The organism is Streptomyces sp. NRRL WC-3549, assembly GCF_000721935.1.
Lineage (GTDB): Bacteria > Actinomycetota > Actinomycetes > Streptomycetales > Streptomycetaceae > Streptomyces.
Map to the genome: position 1 here is coordinate 62,081 of NZ_KL585406.1, position 15,272 is coordinate 77,352.

At 71.0% G+C, this 15,272-nt stretch carries 13 protein-coding genes, 1 other RNA gene and 2 pseudogenes; 4 read left to right on the forward strand and 12 right to left on the reverse strand.

Annotated elements, in window-relative coordinates; genetic code table 11:
* From IH13_RS44720 to IH13_RS0118950, 8 genes and pseudogenes are all read right to left on the reverse strand, one after another.
* A pseudogene (locus tag IH13_RS44720) lies at positions 1–198 on the reverse strand (methyltransferase); the annotation flags it as partial.
* Positions 180–1,415, reverse strand: a complete 1,236-nt coding sequence (locus tag IH13_RS0118915) for a lanthionine synthetase C family protein (protein WP_031085983.1) — start codon at positions 1,413–1,415, stop codon at positions 180–182. The pseudogene IH13_RS44720 and the gene IH13_RS0118915, both read right to left, overlap by 19 nt.
* Positions 1,412–4,477, reverse strand: a complete 3,066-nt coding sequence (locus IH13_RS0118920) for a lantibiotic dehydratase (protein WP_031085985.1) — start codon at positions 4,475–4,477, stop codon at positions 1,412–1,414. Before IH13_RS0118920 ends, IH13_RS0118915 begins: the two co-directional genes overlap by 4 nt.
* Positions 4,478–4,571: 94 nt before the next feature.
* Positions 4,572–4,769, reverse strand: a complete 198-nt coding sequence (gene fxlA, locus IH13_RS0118925) for an FxLD family lanthipeptide (RefSeq protein ID WP_031085988.1) — start codon at positions 4,767–4,769, stop codon at positions 4,572–4,574.
* A gap of 54 nt (positions 4,770–4,823) precedes the next feature.
* The gene (gene fxlM, locus IH13_RS0118930; RefSeq protein ID WP_031085990.1) at positions 4,824–6,062 is read right to left on the reverse strand and encodes a methyltransferase, FxLD system; all 1,239 of its coding nucleotides are present in this window, start codon (positions 6,060–6,062) and stop codon (positions 4,824–4,826) included.
* Positions 6,063–6,266: 204 nt separating this feature from the next.
* The gene (locus IH13_RS0118935; RefSeq protein WP_031085992.1) at positions 6,267–6,926 is read right to left on the reverse strand and encodes a hypothetical protein; all 660 of its coding nucleotides are present in this window, start codon (positions 6,924–6,926) and stop codon (positions 6,267–6,269) included.
* A complete protein-coding gene (locus tag IH13_RS0118940) occupies positions 6,923–7,123 on the reverse strand; it encodes a DUF5999 family protein (RefSeq protein ID WP_031085994.1) in 201 nt (66 codons plus the stop codon). The genes IH13_RS0118935 and IH13_RS0118940 overlap by 4 nt, the downstream gene beginning before the upstream one ends.
* 500 nt (positions 7,124–7,623) lie before the next feature.
* The gene (locus IH13_RS0118950) at positions 7,624–8,232 is read right to left on the reverse strand and encodes a hypothetical protein (RefSeq protein ID WP_110085023.1); all 609 of its coding nucleotides are present in this window, start codon (positions 8,230–8,232) and stop codon (positions 7,624–7,626) included.
* A 293-nt stretch (positions 8,233–8,525) separates the two neighbouring features.
* On the opposite strand from IH13_RS0118950, the gene IH13_RS40950 reads away from it, so the two are divergent.
* Complete coding sequence (locus tag IH13_RS40950) at positions 8,526–9,953, forward strand: helix-turn-helix domain-containing protein (RefSeq protein WP_031085998.1); 1,428 nt, start codon at positions 8,526–8,528, stop codon at positions 9,951–9,953.
* Positions 9,954–9,982: 29 nt separating this feature from the next.
* Positions 9,983–11,169, forward strand: a pseudogene (locus IH13_RS43485) (dihydrofolate reductase family protein).
* Between the two features lie 389 nt (positions 11,170–11,558).
* Here IH13_RS43485 and IH13_RS45555 read toward each other — a convergent pair.
* The 3 genes from IH13_RS45555 to rnpB all read right to left on the reverse strand — a co-directional run bounded on the left by IH13_RS45555 (position 11,559) and on the right by rnpB (position 13,121).
* Positions 11,559–11,684 (reverse strand): hypothetical protein, encoded by a 126-nt coding sequence (locus tag IH13_RS45555; protein ID WP_267883858.1) that lies wholly within the window; start codon positions 11,682–11,684, stop codon positions 11,559–11,561.
* 241 nt (positions 11,685–11,925) lie between these two features.
* Entirely contained in the window at positions 11,926–12,246 is a 321-nt protein-coding gene (locus IH13_RS0118975) for a hypothetical protein (protein WP_031085999.1), read from the reverse strand.
* Positions 12,247–12,721: 475 nt separating this feature from the next.
* Positions 12,722–13,121, reverse strand: an RNA gene (gene rnpB, locus IH13_RS39740) — RNase P RNA component class A.
* A gap of 115 nt (positions 13,122–13,236) precedes the next feature.
* On the opposite strand from rnpB, the gene yaaA reads away from it, so the two are divergent.
* Both yaaA and eda read left to right on the forward strand, forming a co-directional pair.
* Positions 13,237–14,037: a peroxide stress protein YaaA gene (gene yaaA / locus IH13_RS0118980; protein WP_031086000.1), complete on the forward strand. Its 801-nt coding sequence runs from the start codon at positions 13,237–13,239 to the stop codon at positions 14,035–14,037.
* Positions 14,038–14,140: 103 nt separating this feature from the next.
* A complete protein-coding gene (eda, locus tag IH13_RS0118985) occupies positions 14,141–14,794 on the forward strand; it encodes a bifunctional 4-hydroxy-2-oxoglutarate aldolase/2-dehydro-3-deoxy-phosphogluconate aldolase (protein ID WP_031086001.1) in 654 nt (217 codons plus the stop codon).
* A gap of 64 nt (positions 14,795–14,858) precedes the next feature.
* Here the strand turns inward: eda and IH13_RS0118990 are convergent.
* On the reverse strand, positions 14,859–15,272 hold a 414-nt coding region (locus IH13_RS0118990; protein ID WP_199814743.1), incomplete at its 5' end, for a histidine phosphatase family protein.

The window sequence follows — 15,272 nt, forward strand, 5'->3', positions numbered from 1 at the left end:
CCAGTCGGTGGTGGCCGCGTGTCGGGCCAGTGCTTCCCGGCCGGCCCGGTCGTAGACCGCGACCGCGTCGGAGAGGACCACGGGGTCCATCCGATACTGGCGCGCCGCGACGGTGATCGGCAGGCCGGTGAGGACTGCGAGGACGGCGTGCTGTGTGGGGCTCGGTTCGGTCGCCTGGGTCAGTTGATCAAGAGACATGCGTCCCATCCGGTGCTCGGCGCCTGCTGCGAGGCGAGGGTGGTGAGGGCGAGGGCGGTGCCGGCCGCGCCGTTGATGAGCCCGGGAGCCTGGAGCGTGCCGGGCTCGCTCGGATTGGTGAGGGCGTCGCCGAGGCTGTCCGGGAGGGTGCGCAGCCGCGGGTCCAGCGCGTCCGCTGCTGCGCGGTGTGCGGTCTGGTAGATGCCCGCCCATCCGTGGCACAGGCCGGTGTCGGTGACGAGGGCGAGTTGCGCAGGGTCGGTCAAGGCGCGGTACAGGGCGTCCTCGTAGAACCTCTGGAGCGTGGGTGAGCGCAGGGCGATCCCGGCGAGCTGGCCGGCGCGCGCGATGCCTGTCGTGCCGTAGCACCAGCTCGGGCGTGTGGGTGCGTCGTGGTGGGGGTGCCTGCGGTCGAGGTCGCGCCGCGAGATGTGCTCGGGCCACCAGGGGCCGGAATCGCCGTGCTGGCACCAGGAGTCGAGGTGGGCGCAGATGGTGGACATCGCGTCCTGGTGGCCGTTGACGGTGATGCCGCGGCGCAGGGCTTGGGCCAGGAGGAGGAGCGGTCCGGTGATGCCGTGTGCGGCGCCGAAGTTGCCGTGCCCGCCGGGGAAGTGGGGGGACTCGCCGCGGGCGGGGTCGTGGTGGACCCACCAGCCGGGCAGCCCGCGACCGGCGGGGGCGAGCGGCTGGGTCAGGGCGACGAGGTACTGCAGGATCCTCTTCAGGGCTGGGCCTTCGGGGTCGGTGCGCAGGAGGTAGGCGCCGATCCCTGTGAGGCCGTAGAGGAGGTCGTACTCCGCGAAGTTCGGCAGGTCTCCCCTGTCGATGCGGGCGAGTGCGGCGTCCACGCGGCGGTGGGCGAGGTCGGTGATGTGCTGGTGCAGGGTCGTGCGCGCCGAGGCGTACAGGTGCTGGTAGGCCGGAGGAACGGTGGTGAGGATGAAGCCGACGGCCGGGGCGCCGAGGAACAGGCCCGTCTGATCGGCCGCGCTGATGGGGCCGGTGGTCGCGCTCGTGATCCATCGGTGGGCGGGGCGCCAGGGGCCGCCGTGCCGGCCGGCCATCTCGATGTGCAGCAGGCTGATTCCGGCGGCGCCGTCGGCGAGCGACTGCACCGCCCAGGGCTCCTCTGCGGGAGGGGGCTGGGGTTCCGCCAGGTGGGCGGTGTACCGCTGCAGGGTCGCTGCGGCGGTAGTGACGGTCGGTGCGGTCATCGGTCCGCCATCCGGTGCTGGAGGGCGGCGGTCCGTACGAGCCGGATGGTGGTCTCCTCGGCGCGCGGGTCGACGCCCAGGGCCCGGACGTGGTGCTGGTGCAGGAGCGACCGGGCGACGTCGAGCGGATCCAGCTGACCGGCCAGGGTCGTCCGGTAGGCGTCCACAGCGGTGGCGCGGGCCCGCCATGCTTCGGCGACCGCAGGGCCGCCGGGCAGGGACGCGAGCGCGGAGGCGCCGCTCGGTGCGGCGAGTTCGAGCACCTGGGTACGCAGGGCCCGGTCCAGTCGCCCCGTTCCCTGGGGGAGGTTGCGCACCAACCACTCTTCGGCTGCCGTGGTGTCCGGTGCCAGGGGGGTGACGAGGCGCAGGGCGCTGACTGCGGCGAGGGCCTGCGGGGCGAAGGCGCTGGCCCGCTCGGTGAGTTGGATCTGCGCGAGGGCGGCGATGGAGTCCGCTGCGAACACTTCGTGCACGGCGTCCATGGCCGACCCGCCGCCGAAGCGCCCGGTCTGCGGCTGATAGGGAGCCAGGACGAGCCCTGCCGCCAGACCGGTCTCGTGCAGGCTGTACGCCCACCTGCGGACGTGCCGGGCGGCTGGCCCGTATGCGTCCTGCGGCAGGCGCAGCGTGAGGTCTAGGTGCTGGTCGGCGTCCGGGCGGGCCATCTCCCGGTGCCGGGTGAACCACCACAGTGGCGGGGTGTCGCCGAACAAGGCGAGGAGGCCGGGCAGGTGGCGGCTCAGGATCTCGTCGTAGCGGCGCGGGTGGGCGTGGAGCTGCGCGTGCAGGACGTCGCCGGCGCCCGGAAGATGCCGCTCGGGGGTAGCCGGGGCGGTGGGGCGCGGCCGGGGCATTACGGGGGTGTCCGCCTCCGGCCGGCCCAGGGCGAGCCAGATCTCGTGGGCGCGCCCGATCCAGCCGTGGGCGTCTGCGTCCGGTAGCTCGCGCAGTTCCAGGCGCCGGGTGTTGTCGAGGTGGGCGCGCAGTACCCGGAGGTGGAGCGGGTGGGACAGGTCGAGGGGGAGGCGCTGGTCGTACTCGATCATGGCGACCTGCTTCGGGGCCCGCAGCCGGTCCCGCCAGGCGGCGAAGGCGCTCTCCCACTCCTCGGTCGAGGCTTTGCGGCCGGGCAGGTCGTCGGCCATCAGCAGCCATCGGGCCTGCGTGAGGATGGTGCGGCGGTAGCGCACGCGCGGGAGGAACGGGAGCCGGGAACCGGCGCCGAAGTCGAACGGCTTGTAGGCGGCGTACCTCCCGTTGGCCACCTCGGCGAGGAACCGGGCCAGTGGCGGAGTCTGGGTCCCGCCTTCCAGGGCATGCAGGACCCGCACATCGACGCGCCGACCGGTGGAGAGCTGCACGAGGTGGAAGCTGCGCGGGTCCGCGGTGACGGCGATGTCGGCGAGCTGGATCGTCGTCCCGTCCGTCTCCTGGTGGCCGGACAGCTCGATGACGTGCGGCAGCAGCCGCGGCGTACGGGTGACGTTCTCGTTGCGGTGGCGGCGCGGCGGGAACACGAGCTGCGCCGTCAGGCCGTCCGGCGCCCCCTGGTACGTGGCGGCGAGCGCGTCCTGATGGTCGGGCGGCAGGACATGGGCGAACCGGCCGGCCATGCTGCTGCCGGGGCGCGGAACCGCGGTGAGGAGGACGTCGAAGGTGCCGCTGGACAGTGCCCGGGTGCTGGGTGAGTGGACCTCGAAGGCGACCTCCACCCGGGGCACGAACAGCCGCTCGTCCTTCCCGGCGGCCTTCTCCAGGGCGTCGACCATGCCGTCCGTCAGCCGTAGTTCACGGCCGCCGTCCAAGAGGACCTGTTGCGTCAGTGCGAGCAGCAGTTCGTCGCGGTCGGTGCGCACCTTCAGGGCGGCGCCGCGTTCGGAGCCCACGTAGCCGGCGGGCAGGCCCAGGCCGCTGTCGGCGACCAGGTCCATCACCGGTACCAGGGCGCCGACGCCGTACCGGGCTCGGAAGCGGCGGTGGTAGTCGCGCCAGTGCTGGTAGCCGTAGGGCTGCGGGGTGGTCCGGTAGAGGGCCGACACGGCTGCCTGCACTTCCGCGATCACGGTCTGCGGGAGCTGGGTCTCGCAGTCGAGGGCGGTGTCGATGAGCAGCGGTGTCGGGGTGACGGTGGTGAGAGCGCGCATCCGTGCGGCGACGGCGCTCACGCTGGTGTCGCAGAGCGTCGGTTGGTGGGCGGACAGTTCGTCGCGCAGGGCGTACAGCTCGTGGACCAGGTCCTGCACTTCGGGGAGGTTGTCCGCCTGGTGCCGGTCCAGTTCGCGGCACAGGTGCTGGAAGGCGTCGACGGTGGTCATGGGCGCCCACAGGCTGGTGAGGAGGAACCGCTGCTCGACGAGGCTGGTGAGAACGGCGTCGATCTTCTCCGGGGCGGCCTGGGGGAAGCGGTCGCGCAGGTGGGTGTGGAGGTCGCCGTAGGCGATGGGGGTGCGGGCCGCGTCAAGGGCGGCGGCTACCGGCCGGGTGTTGCGTACGGATATCTCGACCGGGGCCAGGAGGACGGCGTGGCCGTCCGAGGGCGGGCCCGGGGCCACGAGTCGATCGCCCCGCGTGTGGGCGGCGTTGTTGGCGACCAGCGGTAACCGCTTCAACAACGCGGGGGTGTGCTGGAGGCGGAGCACCATGTCGGTGACCCATTCGGCGTCCGGCCGGATCAGCACGCGGTGCTTGTCGCGCCAACGTGCGCTCGCCCGGGGCCCGATGGACACCGGGGCGACCCCGGCGAACAGGCCGTGCGGGGTCGGCCTGTGCTGCCACCGCAGGAGGTAGGCGACAGTCGACAGCGCGGTGCGGCGGACATGACGGGGCTCGGTCTGCCGGCCCTGGACGACTGCCTCGATGGCGTCGGACAGGACCGGGGAGGCCGGCTCCAACGCGCTGCGGAAGTCCTCGCGCTGCCAGAGGCGGTCCAGCCACCCACGGGTGACGGCCCCGTCGTCCACGTCGAGGGTACGGGGGATGTCTGCCGGCCCGGGGCTGGTGGTGGCGCGCAGCATCGCAACGCCTTGCCACAGGTATCCGGCGGCTGCTCGGGAAGCCATGAGGCCCTTCCTTCTGGCGGCGCGGGGAGGGGAGCGGGGCCCGTGGGCCGGGCGAAGTGCTTCGCCCAGCCCACGGGTGCGGGGTGGGCCTGGATCAGGCCGGGTCCTCGGTGAAGGAGCCGCAGGCGGAGGCACCGGTCGCGCAGGTGGTGCCGCAGCCGTCGCCCGTCTGGCACATGAGGTGGCCGTAGGAGTGCTCGGCGATGACGACCTTCACGTCCAGGGGCGCGAAGTCGTCGTCCAGGTCCGCCGACGGCGTGACCGGGAGCGGGGCGAGAGTGGCGCTCGTCATGATGTGTGCCCTTCTTCTCTGTTGGGGTGGTGCGGGATTACCTGGCTCCCGGCGTTACGCCGAGGGCCAGGAGAGCGAGATCCGGCTGTGCACCTTGTCGATGACCCGGTCGGCCGGAATCTGCTCATCGGGGGTGCCGGCCGGGTAGATCCGGATGACCGGGCTGGGGCCACCGCGTCGGTTGGCCTCCCAGTCGCGGAGCACGCCGGCGACCTTGTCGGCGAACTGCTCCGCGTGCGGGCCGAGGGCGTGCACCCCGTACTCCAGGTGCTTGTTGTCCTCGGTGCGGCGGGTGACGAGGTAGGCGAAGGTGTCGTCCTCGACGGCCGCGAGGGCGAACCGCTTGTTCACGGGGTCGACCACGCGCGTGTCCGCGTTCTCGTCGACGGCCATCGTGCAGAAGCCCGGCAGGCTGATCGCCATCGCCATCTGGAGGGTGTCGATGAGCTCCTGGATGCGGACGGTGACCCCGGTCCACAGTTCGTGGCGCGGGTACGTGACGGCGTTGTCCAGCCGGTGCGGGTCGACGGGCAGGCCGTCATCGAACTTGAGCCCGATCTCCGGGGTGCCGTTGACGAGGAGGAGTTCCTCCCGGTGGGCGGTGGTGCCCTGCATCGGGACGAAGCCGCAGATTCTCGCCGACTCGCTCTCCAGGTAGGGACCGTGCTCGCCCTTGACCTGGGTGAAGGCGATCGAGCGGGTCAGGCCGCGCATCCGCAGCGGGACGACGAGCCGACCGCCCTCCTTGAGCTGGGCGGTCCAGGCCGGGGAGATGTCCCAGGCGCCGGCGGTCACCATCACGACGTCGAGCTCGCCGAGGCCCGGGACGGGTTCGGCGGCGTCGGCGGTGACGACGTGCACCCAGCCGTAGCCGTGCTCGTTCAAGAGCCGGCGCGCACGACCGGTGACGGTGGGGTCGATGTCCACGGTGACGACTTCACCGTCCTCACCGACGAGCTCGGCGAGGTAGGCCGCGTTCAGCCCGCCCGAGCCGATCTCCAGAACCCGCATTCCGGGCTCCACCCGGGCCTGCTCCAGCATCATGGCCTGGATCTGCGGCGCGGAGACGGAGCTGAGCTGCACACCGTGCTCGTCGGTCTTGGTGATCACGGCTGCGTACGTGTCGTACGCCTTGTCCAGCGGCGTGTCCGCGGGGGTGAACTCGTGCCGGGGCACCTTGCGCATCACCGCTTCGATCTCCGGAGAGGAGATGTTGCCGTCCGCGCACAGCTCGTCCACCACCTTGTTCCGCAGGCGGGTCGCCTCGTCGGGCTCGACGGTCGTGTTCGTCATGGACTTCCTTCGGTCGTTCGTGTTCAGGGGGTGAACCGATGGCGCGTTCCGGCGGGCCGGGAGGCTGTCGGCGCACGCTCCCTGTTCCGGGCTGGACCGCCGAAGGCCGGCGGTTTCGTGCTGGCCGGCGCACAAGGTCTCTGGCGCCGGTGGTGAGCCGCCCGGCGGTCCTGTCCGTACCGCTCAGGACTGCCGGGCGGCCGTCTAGGCGGCAGACACGAGATCGTCCAGATCGACGACCTCATAGTCCCCGAGTTCGCATATGAGTTGGCTCGCCAGGAACCAGCCCAGTTGGGGGTGCCCGTATGCCATGGGCGTGTCATCGGCAGGTAGCGGTGCCAGGCCCGTAGCGGTGAGGCGGTACCGGGTGCCGATGACGCCCCACGGCGAGGTCGCCCGTGCACGGAAGGCGACGTGCCCCTTCCGCAGGTGCGGGCACAGCTCCACGGCCGACCTCAGGTGCTTCGGGCACACCGGCGGCTGGGCCGTCCTCACCGGTTCTCCGACACCGTGGGACTCGTCTTCCGCTCGCCCGGAGAGGAAGACGTATCCCTGGTCGGTCTCGGCCGGGCAGAAGCCGATCTGGCACCGCAGCTGCTCCATCGCCTCCCGCTGCCTGCTGGAGTTGACCAAGCGCCACTGCGGCCTGCCCGCCGGCCTCCCGGCGGCGTTCAGCGACTGGGAGCATCGCGCCCACAGTTCACCGCGCGGCCCACGGTCCGCAGCGGTCTCCTCCCGGTAGGCGAGCCGTACGGCGCCGAAGGCGTTCACGCTCAGCGCGAGTTCCGACTCCAACCCGCCGTACTCACCCTCTCGCTGGGTGATGTACGGGACGAGCCGGGGTGCGGCGCTGGTCCGCTTCATGCGGCTGCCCTCGCCAGGTCGACGGCCCGCAGCGGGGCCATGACCCGGCCGTCGGGGAGGAGTTCGCCGGTGTCCTCGAAGAGAAGCACGCCGTTGCACAGCAGGCTCCAGCCCTGCTCGGGCCGATGCACGCGGAGACGCGCGGCCTCCCTGTCGGGAGCCTCAGCCGTGGGGCACGGCGGGTTGTGCGCACACATGGTGCTCGTCCTCTCGGGTGGGAAGTTGGACCCTCTTCGGCCGGCTACTGCCGTGGGGGAACACGGTTTCGGCACGGCCGAAGAGAGGGACTTGTGGCACCGCCCCGTGAACGCCGCCAAGGCTGCTTCGTTGTAACCGTAGAAGCGCCCCAGGGTGACGGCAGTGCGGTCGCCCTCGAACGCGGGTGATCTCTCCCCCACTTGACAACGAAGCACATATCCGGGCGAGACGACCACTGCACGCGCAGGTCTCACCAATCGCGGTCATGCCCGCTCTGCGGGTCACCTGCAGGCACTATGCAAAGCCGAGTCCGACCTCACGGGGCGGCAGGAAACGTATTGCCTGATCGGTGTACCCCTCGAACGTGAAAACGGGCCTCCGGTCAGGCGGATCGGTAGGCCGTGACGAGCAAGGCGAACACGGCGACGACGAGGAGAACCTGAGCACTGGCCTGTCTCCAGCCCCAGCCCTTCGCATCCATCCGCCGCAACGGTCGCCTTCAAGTCGGACCGGGCGGCTCCTCGGGGATCACGAGGTGAATGAACGCCTGGTACCGCTCGCCCAGCTCCTTGATCACGGCGCGGTACTCGTCGTCATCGGAGCTGATGTTGTGCCGGTCCAGGACGATCACGCCGTCCGCGAAGCCGCCTCGGATCAGTCGCTCGACCTCCCCCCAGCCAGGGCGCTTCCAGGGCGGTGTGTAGATGCCACGGCCGGCACCCGAGCCAGGGCGGTACGTCGTGGTCACGGGAACGGCTACGTCGTGAAACCTTGCTCCCATTGCGTAGCCATGCTGCTCGGCCTCGGCCTGGAGGGTGTTCCAGTCCTCGTCCGGGGTGGCACTCCTGCTCGTCACCAAGCTGTACGCCAGCACCCGCAGACGGCGATCACCAGAGCAGCGGTCGCGCCTTTCGGTCGCCTCGCGACAGAACTGCTGACGGAGCCGGACGAACTCGCCGCTGCGCGCCGGACGCTCCAGCGGGGCGGGTTCGCGGTGCCTCTCCTGGGTTTGAACAGTGTCGGTGTCCGTTCGGTCCCGGGATCCCATCAGGCTGATCCGTGGACTGGAGACGGCGATCATGTCGCCCAGGCTTTTGCTTGTCTTCATGGTCGCCTTCCCCTAGATCGTGCGTGCTCAGCCCGCGCAGGGCTCATCCGACGGTTGCGCAATACGTTCGGTCCGACCGACCACTACGTTCACCACTGACGTGAATCAGGTCCGTGTCAGGCGACGTTCGGATACCGTGTGATCAGCTCGTACCGACGATGAAAGCGGTACGGAAGCCCCATGGACAGGCCCTGGATGGAGCCCCGCACGCTGGCTCCGCAGGCGCCATGGAGAGCCGCCCGTGTCGCTGGCTCGACCGCGGGTGAACGAAAGTCCACGGTGGAGGAGGAAGCGTGGGGCAGCAGCCGAACGAGCTGACTCCGGACGCCGGCCCATGGCATCGCTGGGGTTACGAGCTACGCCAGTTCCGCGAGGCCCGTCTGCTGTCGCAACAGGCTCTGGCTCGTAGGGTGTTGATCGACCGTGCACATCTCGGGCGCTTCGAGCGCGCTGAACGCCCCGTCCCGAAGCACGCGGCCATCGCTCTCGATGATGCCCTCGATGCCGCCGGCGCATTGGTTCGTGGCTGGGAAAGCGCGGAGCGCGAGGCTCCCCAGGACTGCTCCGCCCCGGTGTCCAGAGCCGGGACATCGGCTCATGGGGCCAGCACACGGAGCCATGGGGCCAGCGCCCCGGAGACCCTGGCCATGAGCGCGGTCGTGCGGGCAGGCTCTCTCGCAGACGACACGGACACGGTCGTCGTCCCCGCCCGCATCCACGGAAGGATCCTCTTCGTGCCCGTGCCCCGCCGCGCTGTTCTCGCCTCAGGGATCGCCGGCCTGGCTGCGACAGCCATGCCGGCCGCGACGCCGGCGGCTGCCACCGAACTCGCCGACATGGGGTCTCCCCTCGAGCACTTCGCGCAACTCCGCCGGGTGATGATCCAGACCGACAACCTCATCGGCCCCCGGCACGTGTTGCCCGCCCTGCAACAACACCTCGTCTCCCTTGCCACGAGACGCCGAGCCGCTCGTGGCACCGACGCCATCAAGCTTCTCGCCCTGGAAACGCGATACGAAGAGCTGGCAGGCTGGTTCGCCCAGGACATCGGCGACGAGCGCACCGCCCACGGCCACACCGCGAAAGCACTGGACGCTTCCCACATCACCGGCGACACCGATCTCACCGCGTACATCCTCGGCCGTAAGGCACAGCTCGCGGTCGACACCGGTCATCCTGCCGACGCTCTCGGCCTCGCCGCAGCCGCCCGACGCACCGCCCGCCCCGGGAGCCGCCTCGAAGTCATCGCCGTTCTGCACGAGGCCCACGCGCACGCCGTACTCGGTGAAGGCGGTGAAGCCCACAGGGCGTACGACACCGCGCTTGCTCTTCTCATTCGCGCGGGCTCCGATGGCGTCTGGGGTTCCTGGCTCGATACGGCGTACATCAGCACCGCCCGGGCCCGCTCCCTCGCCGCACTCGGCGAGTATGCGCAGGCCGCAGCAGGCTTCGACAGCGCCCTAACAGTGCTCCCGCCCGCATATCGCCGGGACCGCGGTGTCTACCTCGCTCGCGCTGCACGTGCCCACGCGGGCACAGGCAACGTAACCCTCGCTGCCCGAATCGGCGGGCAGGCCGTCGGGATCGCCGCCGAGACCGGATCTGCCCGCATCTTCGGACAGCTCGACCGGCTCGACCAGGCACTGGCCCCCGCAGCCGGCGAGGACGGCGTCGCCGAGTTCCGAGCCTCACTCGACCGAATCGTTCTGCATCCCGCCTGACTCACCCGCGCACGCCGCCTGGAGATACCGTGCCCCGCCCGTACGTCCTGCTGTCCGCAGCTGTATCGATCGACGGCCACCTCGACACCCGCCCGGGCGAGGACCGGCTCCTGCTCTCCAACAAGGAGGACTTCGAACGCGTCGACTCCGTACGAGCCAGTGTCGACGCGATCCTTGTCGGCGCCGGCACACTCCGCGCCGACAACCCCCGCCTCCTCGTCAACTCGGCGGAACGCAGGGCGTCCCGGGTCGCCGCTGGCCAGCCGGAGTACCCGCTGAAGGTCACCATCACAGGAACGGGCAACCTCGACCCCGGCTGGAAGTTCTGGCACCACGGAGGCGACAAGCTCGTCCTGGCCGTGGGCCACGAGGCCACCGCGAAAGCTCGCGCCAACCTCGGCGACCTGGCTACCGTTCAGAGTGTCCCCACTGAGGCCGTATGGCCCGCCACGCTCGACATTCTCGGCGACGAGTACGCCGTCAGGCGGCTCATGGTCGAGGGTGGCGGAACCGTTCACACACAGCTCCTCGAAGCAGCTCTAGCCGACGAGCTCCAACTCGTCATCGCCCCGCTCCTGGTCGGTCAGCCGGATGCAGTGCGCATGCTCGGCCCAGCGAGCTATCCCGGCGGGCCCGCCGCCCGCCTCCGACTTCTCGAGGCCCGCCAGATCGGCGACGTGGTACTCCTGAGGTACGCCCCCAAGGACACCTCGACGGAGCCCCGATGAGCACCACCCCTTCAGCCTGCGCTCCCGGCACCGGCCGCGAGCCCAACACCGCAGACCGCAACTGGCTCGCTCTCGCCTGTGAGCTGGCCGCCCTCTGCCCGCCTTCGGAGACCGCCTTCAGCGTGGGGGCGGTCATCGTCGCGGCCGACGGGACCGAACTCGCCCGCGGCTACTCCCGCGAGAGCGACCCCCACGACCACGCAGAGGAAGGGGCCCTCGCCAAGCTCCCCGCCGAGGACGCCCGGCTCGCCACCGCCACGATCTACAGCTCCCTGGAGCCATGCGCCAGACGGGCATCCCGCCCTCGCCCCTGCGCCCAGCTCATCCGCGACGTGGGCCTCCGCCGCGTCGTCACCGCGTGGAGCGAACCCGATACGTTCGTCGTCGGCGCCGATGGCACCGAGGTCCTCGAAGACGCCGGCGTCGCAGTTCTTGCACTGCCTGAGTACGCAAACGCTGCACAGGCGCCGAACCGGCACCTCCTCTGATCCTCGGGGGTGAGCAGTTGCGGGTACGACACTGATTCCTCCTGGTTGTGTGGTCCAAGGGGTGCCTGCGGAGACGAGCCCGTCGCTGTTCGGCGGGGACGGGCTGGCCCCAGGCTCGGTCTGGCCTGGTTCAAGCCGCGCGCATGGCGGAGCGGCCGTTGGCGAGCATCCCATTGGTCACGTCCGCTGCACGGCCATTGCGGTGCTCAGAGCGGCCGGGCGGTGAACGGCACAAGCTCACCCGAGCGCGTGATGGGTGCGGTGATGTGCTGGCCGCAGGCGACGTAGGGCTCGGCGTCTCGCTCGGGGGTGACCTCTCAGCGGAGGGTGGCGCCACAGGTGCGGTTCCCATCCACGGGTGGGGCAGGTGTCGGTGCTCGGGTCGGCCATCACGCCTCCTCAGTCTTCTGGCCAGGGCTGAACGCGGCTGCGATGAGTTCGAGCGTTACCTGCGCCTTCGGGACGTGAGCGTCTGTCGGTTCGTCGACGTCAGCAGCGCGGAGGTTCTCGATCACCAGCTTCCCCATCGGGTTGGTGCACAGGACGACGCGACGGTCCTGGCTGGTGGGGATGGTCGGCGGGAAGTGCAGGATGCCTGCGCGGGCGAGCTCGGTCTCGATGGTGCGGGCGACCGTGCTGCCGGTGCGGCTGGCTCCAAGGATGTCCCGCAGGCGGCGGACGTGGACCTGGGGACTCCGTCCTTCTCCTCGATCGCGGCGACCAGGGAGGCGTAGATGGACATGGTGGTCTGGCTGGTCACGATCGAACGCCCTGTGTGCGGAGCTGATTCTCAGGGTGGACGAAGGGAAGGCCGTCCGCGGTGTAGACGGTCTCGGTGAAGGTCTGGAAGCCGAGGTTGTCGAACGCCTTCATGGCACGCGGGGAGTCGACGTTCCCGAGGTCGTCGTTGCCGACGACGGTCCGCAGCAGGTCCTTCGGCGCCCAGAGCACGGAGCCGATGAGGACGCCGTGGCGTCGGGGACGAACGTTCGGGCGAGCGTCGGCGGCGGCCAGAAGGACACCCTTCTGGGTGATGGTCACCTTCTCGCCGTTGATGGTGAGGGTGTGCGTGGGCAATGCACGTTCCTTCCGAGACGACGAGGGCCTCGGCCACCGAAAGGCGACCGAGGCCGATCGTAGGACAACCTGCTGGAGTGTCAGGCCGCGAGCGTTCGGGGGCAGCGGCGAAATCTCGTCCACCTGAACGACGGGGACTGTGTCGAGGATGGCTCCTGTTCACTCTCAACGAGCTCGGCCAGCGCGAGGACTCCCGGGGTCTCGACCTCGACGACGAGCGTTGCGGCTCGTCGCGTCATCGGCACGTTCCCCGAGCTCCCACAGGCCGCGCGCTGAGGCCAGAAGAAGCCTGATTACCCCAGGCCAGAGGCGTCCTCCGTGCCTCCGCGCCAGGGACTTTTTCAGGGATTTTCAGCGCTGTCCGAGGGACTTCCGAAGGACTTTCCGCCGCCTAACGCGGCAAGCCCTCGAAAGACCGGAAAGGGCCTCCGACGCAGGTCAGAGGCCCTTTCCAAGGCGAAGCCGCAGGTAGCGGCAGACGAGTCGGGCTGTACGCCGGGTTCTGTCACCCGGTCGCCTCGCGGCGGCCGGGGAGACGGCCATCCATCTAGGACCGGCATTGCTGCCGGCCTCGTGCGGTCTACCCGCGAACTCGGGCGGGCAGCCCTCGGTCGTTCGCGCAGGAGCACCGGGGTGCTCCCTCTTGACCTTGCTCCGGGTGGGGTTTACCTAGCCGCCTGAGTCACCTCAGGCGCTGGTGGTCTCTTACACCACCGTTTCACCCTTACCGAGGACCGAGGTCCCCGGCGGTCTGTTTTCTGTGGCACTGTCCCGCGAGTCACCCCGGGTGGCCGTTAGCCACCACCCTGCCCTGTGGAGCCCGGACGTTCCTCGGGAGGATCCGAGGATCCCCACGCGGCCGTCCGCCCGGCTCGTCTGCCGTACCGGCCATGGTACCCGGCGGAGCGAGGCCGTCCGCCCGGCCCCGTACCCTTGCTGACGGGCTCCCGCGCGTGTGGGGCCCCGTGTCGCGTCCGAAGGAGAATCCCCGTGCTCGTGCTGTTGCCGCCCTCCGAAGGAAAGGCCGCACCGGGGCGCGGAGCACCCTTGAAGCCCGAGTCCCTGTCCCTGCCCGGCCTGGCCGAGGCGCGGGCGGCGGTCCTGGACGAGCTGGTCGAGCTGTGCGCGGGCGACGAGGAGAAGGCCCGCGAGGTGCTCGGTCTGAGCGAGGGGCTGCGGGGCGAGGTCGCCAAGAACGCGGAGCTGCGGACGGCCGCGGCCCGGCCCGCGGGGGAGATCTACACCGGGGTGCTGTACGACGCGCTCGGCCTGGCCACGCTGGACGCGGCGGCCGGTCGGCGGGCCCGTGCGTCGCTGCTGGTGTTCTCCGGGCTGTGGGGCGCGGTGCGCGTGGGCGACCGCATTCCGTCGTACCGCTGCTCGATGGGCGTGAAGCTGCCGGGGCTGGGGGCGCTCGGCGCGTACTGGCGCGGCCCCATGGCGTCGGTGATGCCGGAGGCGGCCGGGGACGGGCTGGTGCTGGACCTGCGGTCCGCCGCGTACACCGCCGCGTGGAAGCCGGCGGGCGAGGTGGCGGAGCGGACCGCGAGCGTGCGCGTGCTCCACTCGCGGATGGTCGACGGCGTGGAGAAGCGCTCCGTGGTCAGCCACTTCAACAAGGCCACCAAGGGCCGGATGGTCCGCGACCTGCTGACCGCCGGGGCGCGGCCGAAGGACCCGGCGGAGCTGACGGAGGCGTTGCGGGACCTGGGGTACGTCGTCGAGGCGCAGTCCCCGGCGCGTCCGGGCCGGGCGTGGTCACTCGACGTGGTGGTCACCGAGATCCACTGAGATCCGCTGAAATTCGCCGAGATCCGCTGACACCGACGCCGAGGTGTTGCAGCATGCGCAACGCCCGTTGCGCGGAGTGTGGGGTGCGCGGCAGGATGAGCGCATGACCTCCCCCGCGCCCGCCGCCGTGCCCGCCTCCGCGTCCGTCCTGGACCTCGCCCCCGTCATCCCCGTCGTCGTCCTGGAGGACGCGGCCGACGCGGTTCCGCTGGCCAGGGCGCTGGTCGCGGGCGGGCTCCCGGCGATCGAGGTGACGCTGCGGACGGCCGCCGCGCTCGACGCGATCCGGGCGATCGCCGCCGAGGTCCCCGAGGCCGTGGTGGGCGCCGGGACCGTGATCTCCGTGGCGAACGTGTCCGAGACGGTCGCCGCCGGCGCCCGCTTCCTGGTCAGCCCCGGCTGGACGGACACGCTGCTGGACGCGCTGAAGGCGTCGGGGGTGCCGTTCCTGCCGGGGGTCTCGACGACGTCCGAGGTGGTGGCGCTGCTGGAGCGCGGCGTCACGGAGATGAAGTTCTTCCCGGCCGAGGCGGCCGGCGGCACCGCCTATCTGAAGGCCCTGTCCTCGCCGCTGCCCCAGGCCCGGTTCTGCCCCACGGGCGGTGTCTCGCTCGCCTCCGCCCCGTCGTATCTGGCGTTGCCGAACGTCGGCTGCGTGGGCGGTAGTTGGATGGTCCCCGGGGACGCCGTGGCGGCGAAGGACTGGGCCCGGGTGGAGCGGCTGGCGGCCGAGGCCTCGGCGCTCGGGCGCGGTTGAGGGCCGGGGCGCCGGGCGGGCCCACCCGGGCACGGTCGAGCCCCGGGGCGGGCCCGCCCCGGGGCTACCGCAGGTGTGACGTGTCGTTCAGCAGCCGCAACGAGGGGTTGCCGTCCGCGTAGTACGCCACCGTCGAGACGGAAGCCGGTGCCAGCTCCATCCGGAACAGGGATTCCGGCGGGGCCCCCAGCGCCAGCCTGACCAGCGTCTTGATCGGCGTGACGTGGGTGACCAGGAGCGCGGTGCGGCCCGCGTACGCCGTGATCAGCCGGTCGCGGGTGGCCGACACCCGCTCGGCCACCTCCGTGAAGCTCTCGCCGCCGCCCGTGGGGGCCACGTCCGGGGAGGCGAGCCAGGCACTCAGGTCGGCGCCGAAGCGCTCCCGCACCTCGGCGAACGTCAGCCCCTCCCAGGCACCGAAGTCCGTCTCGCGCAGCCCTTCCTCGACACGGACCCTGTCTCTTATACACATCTCTGA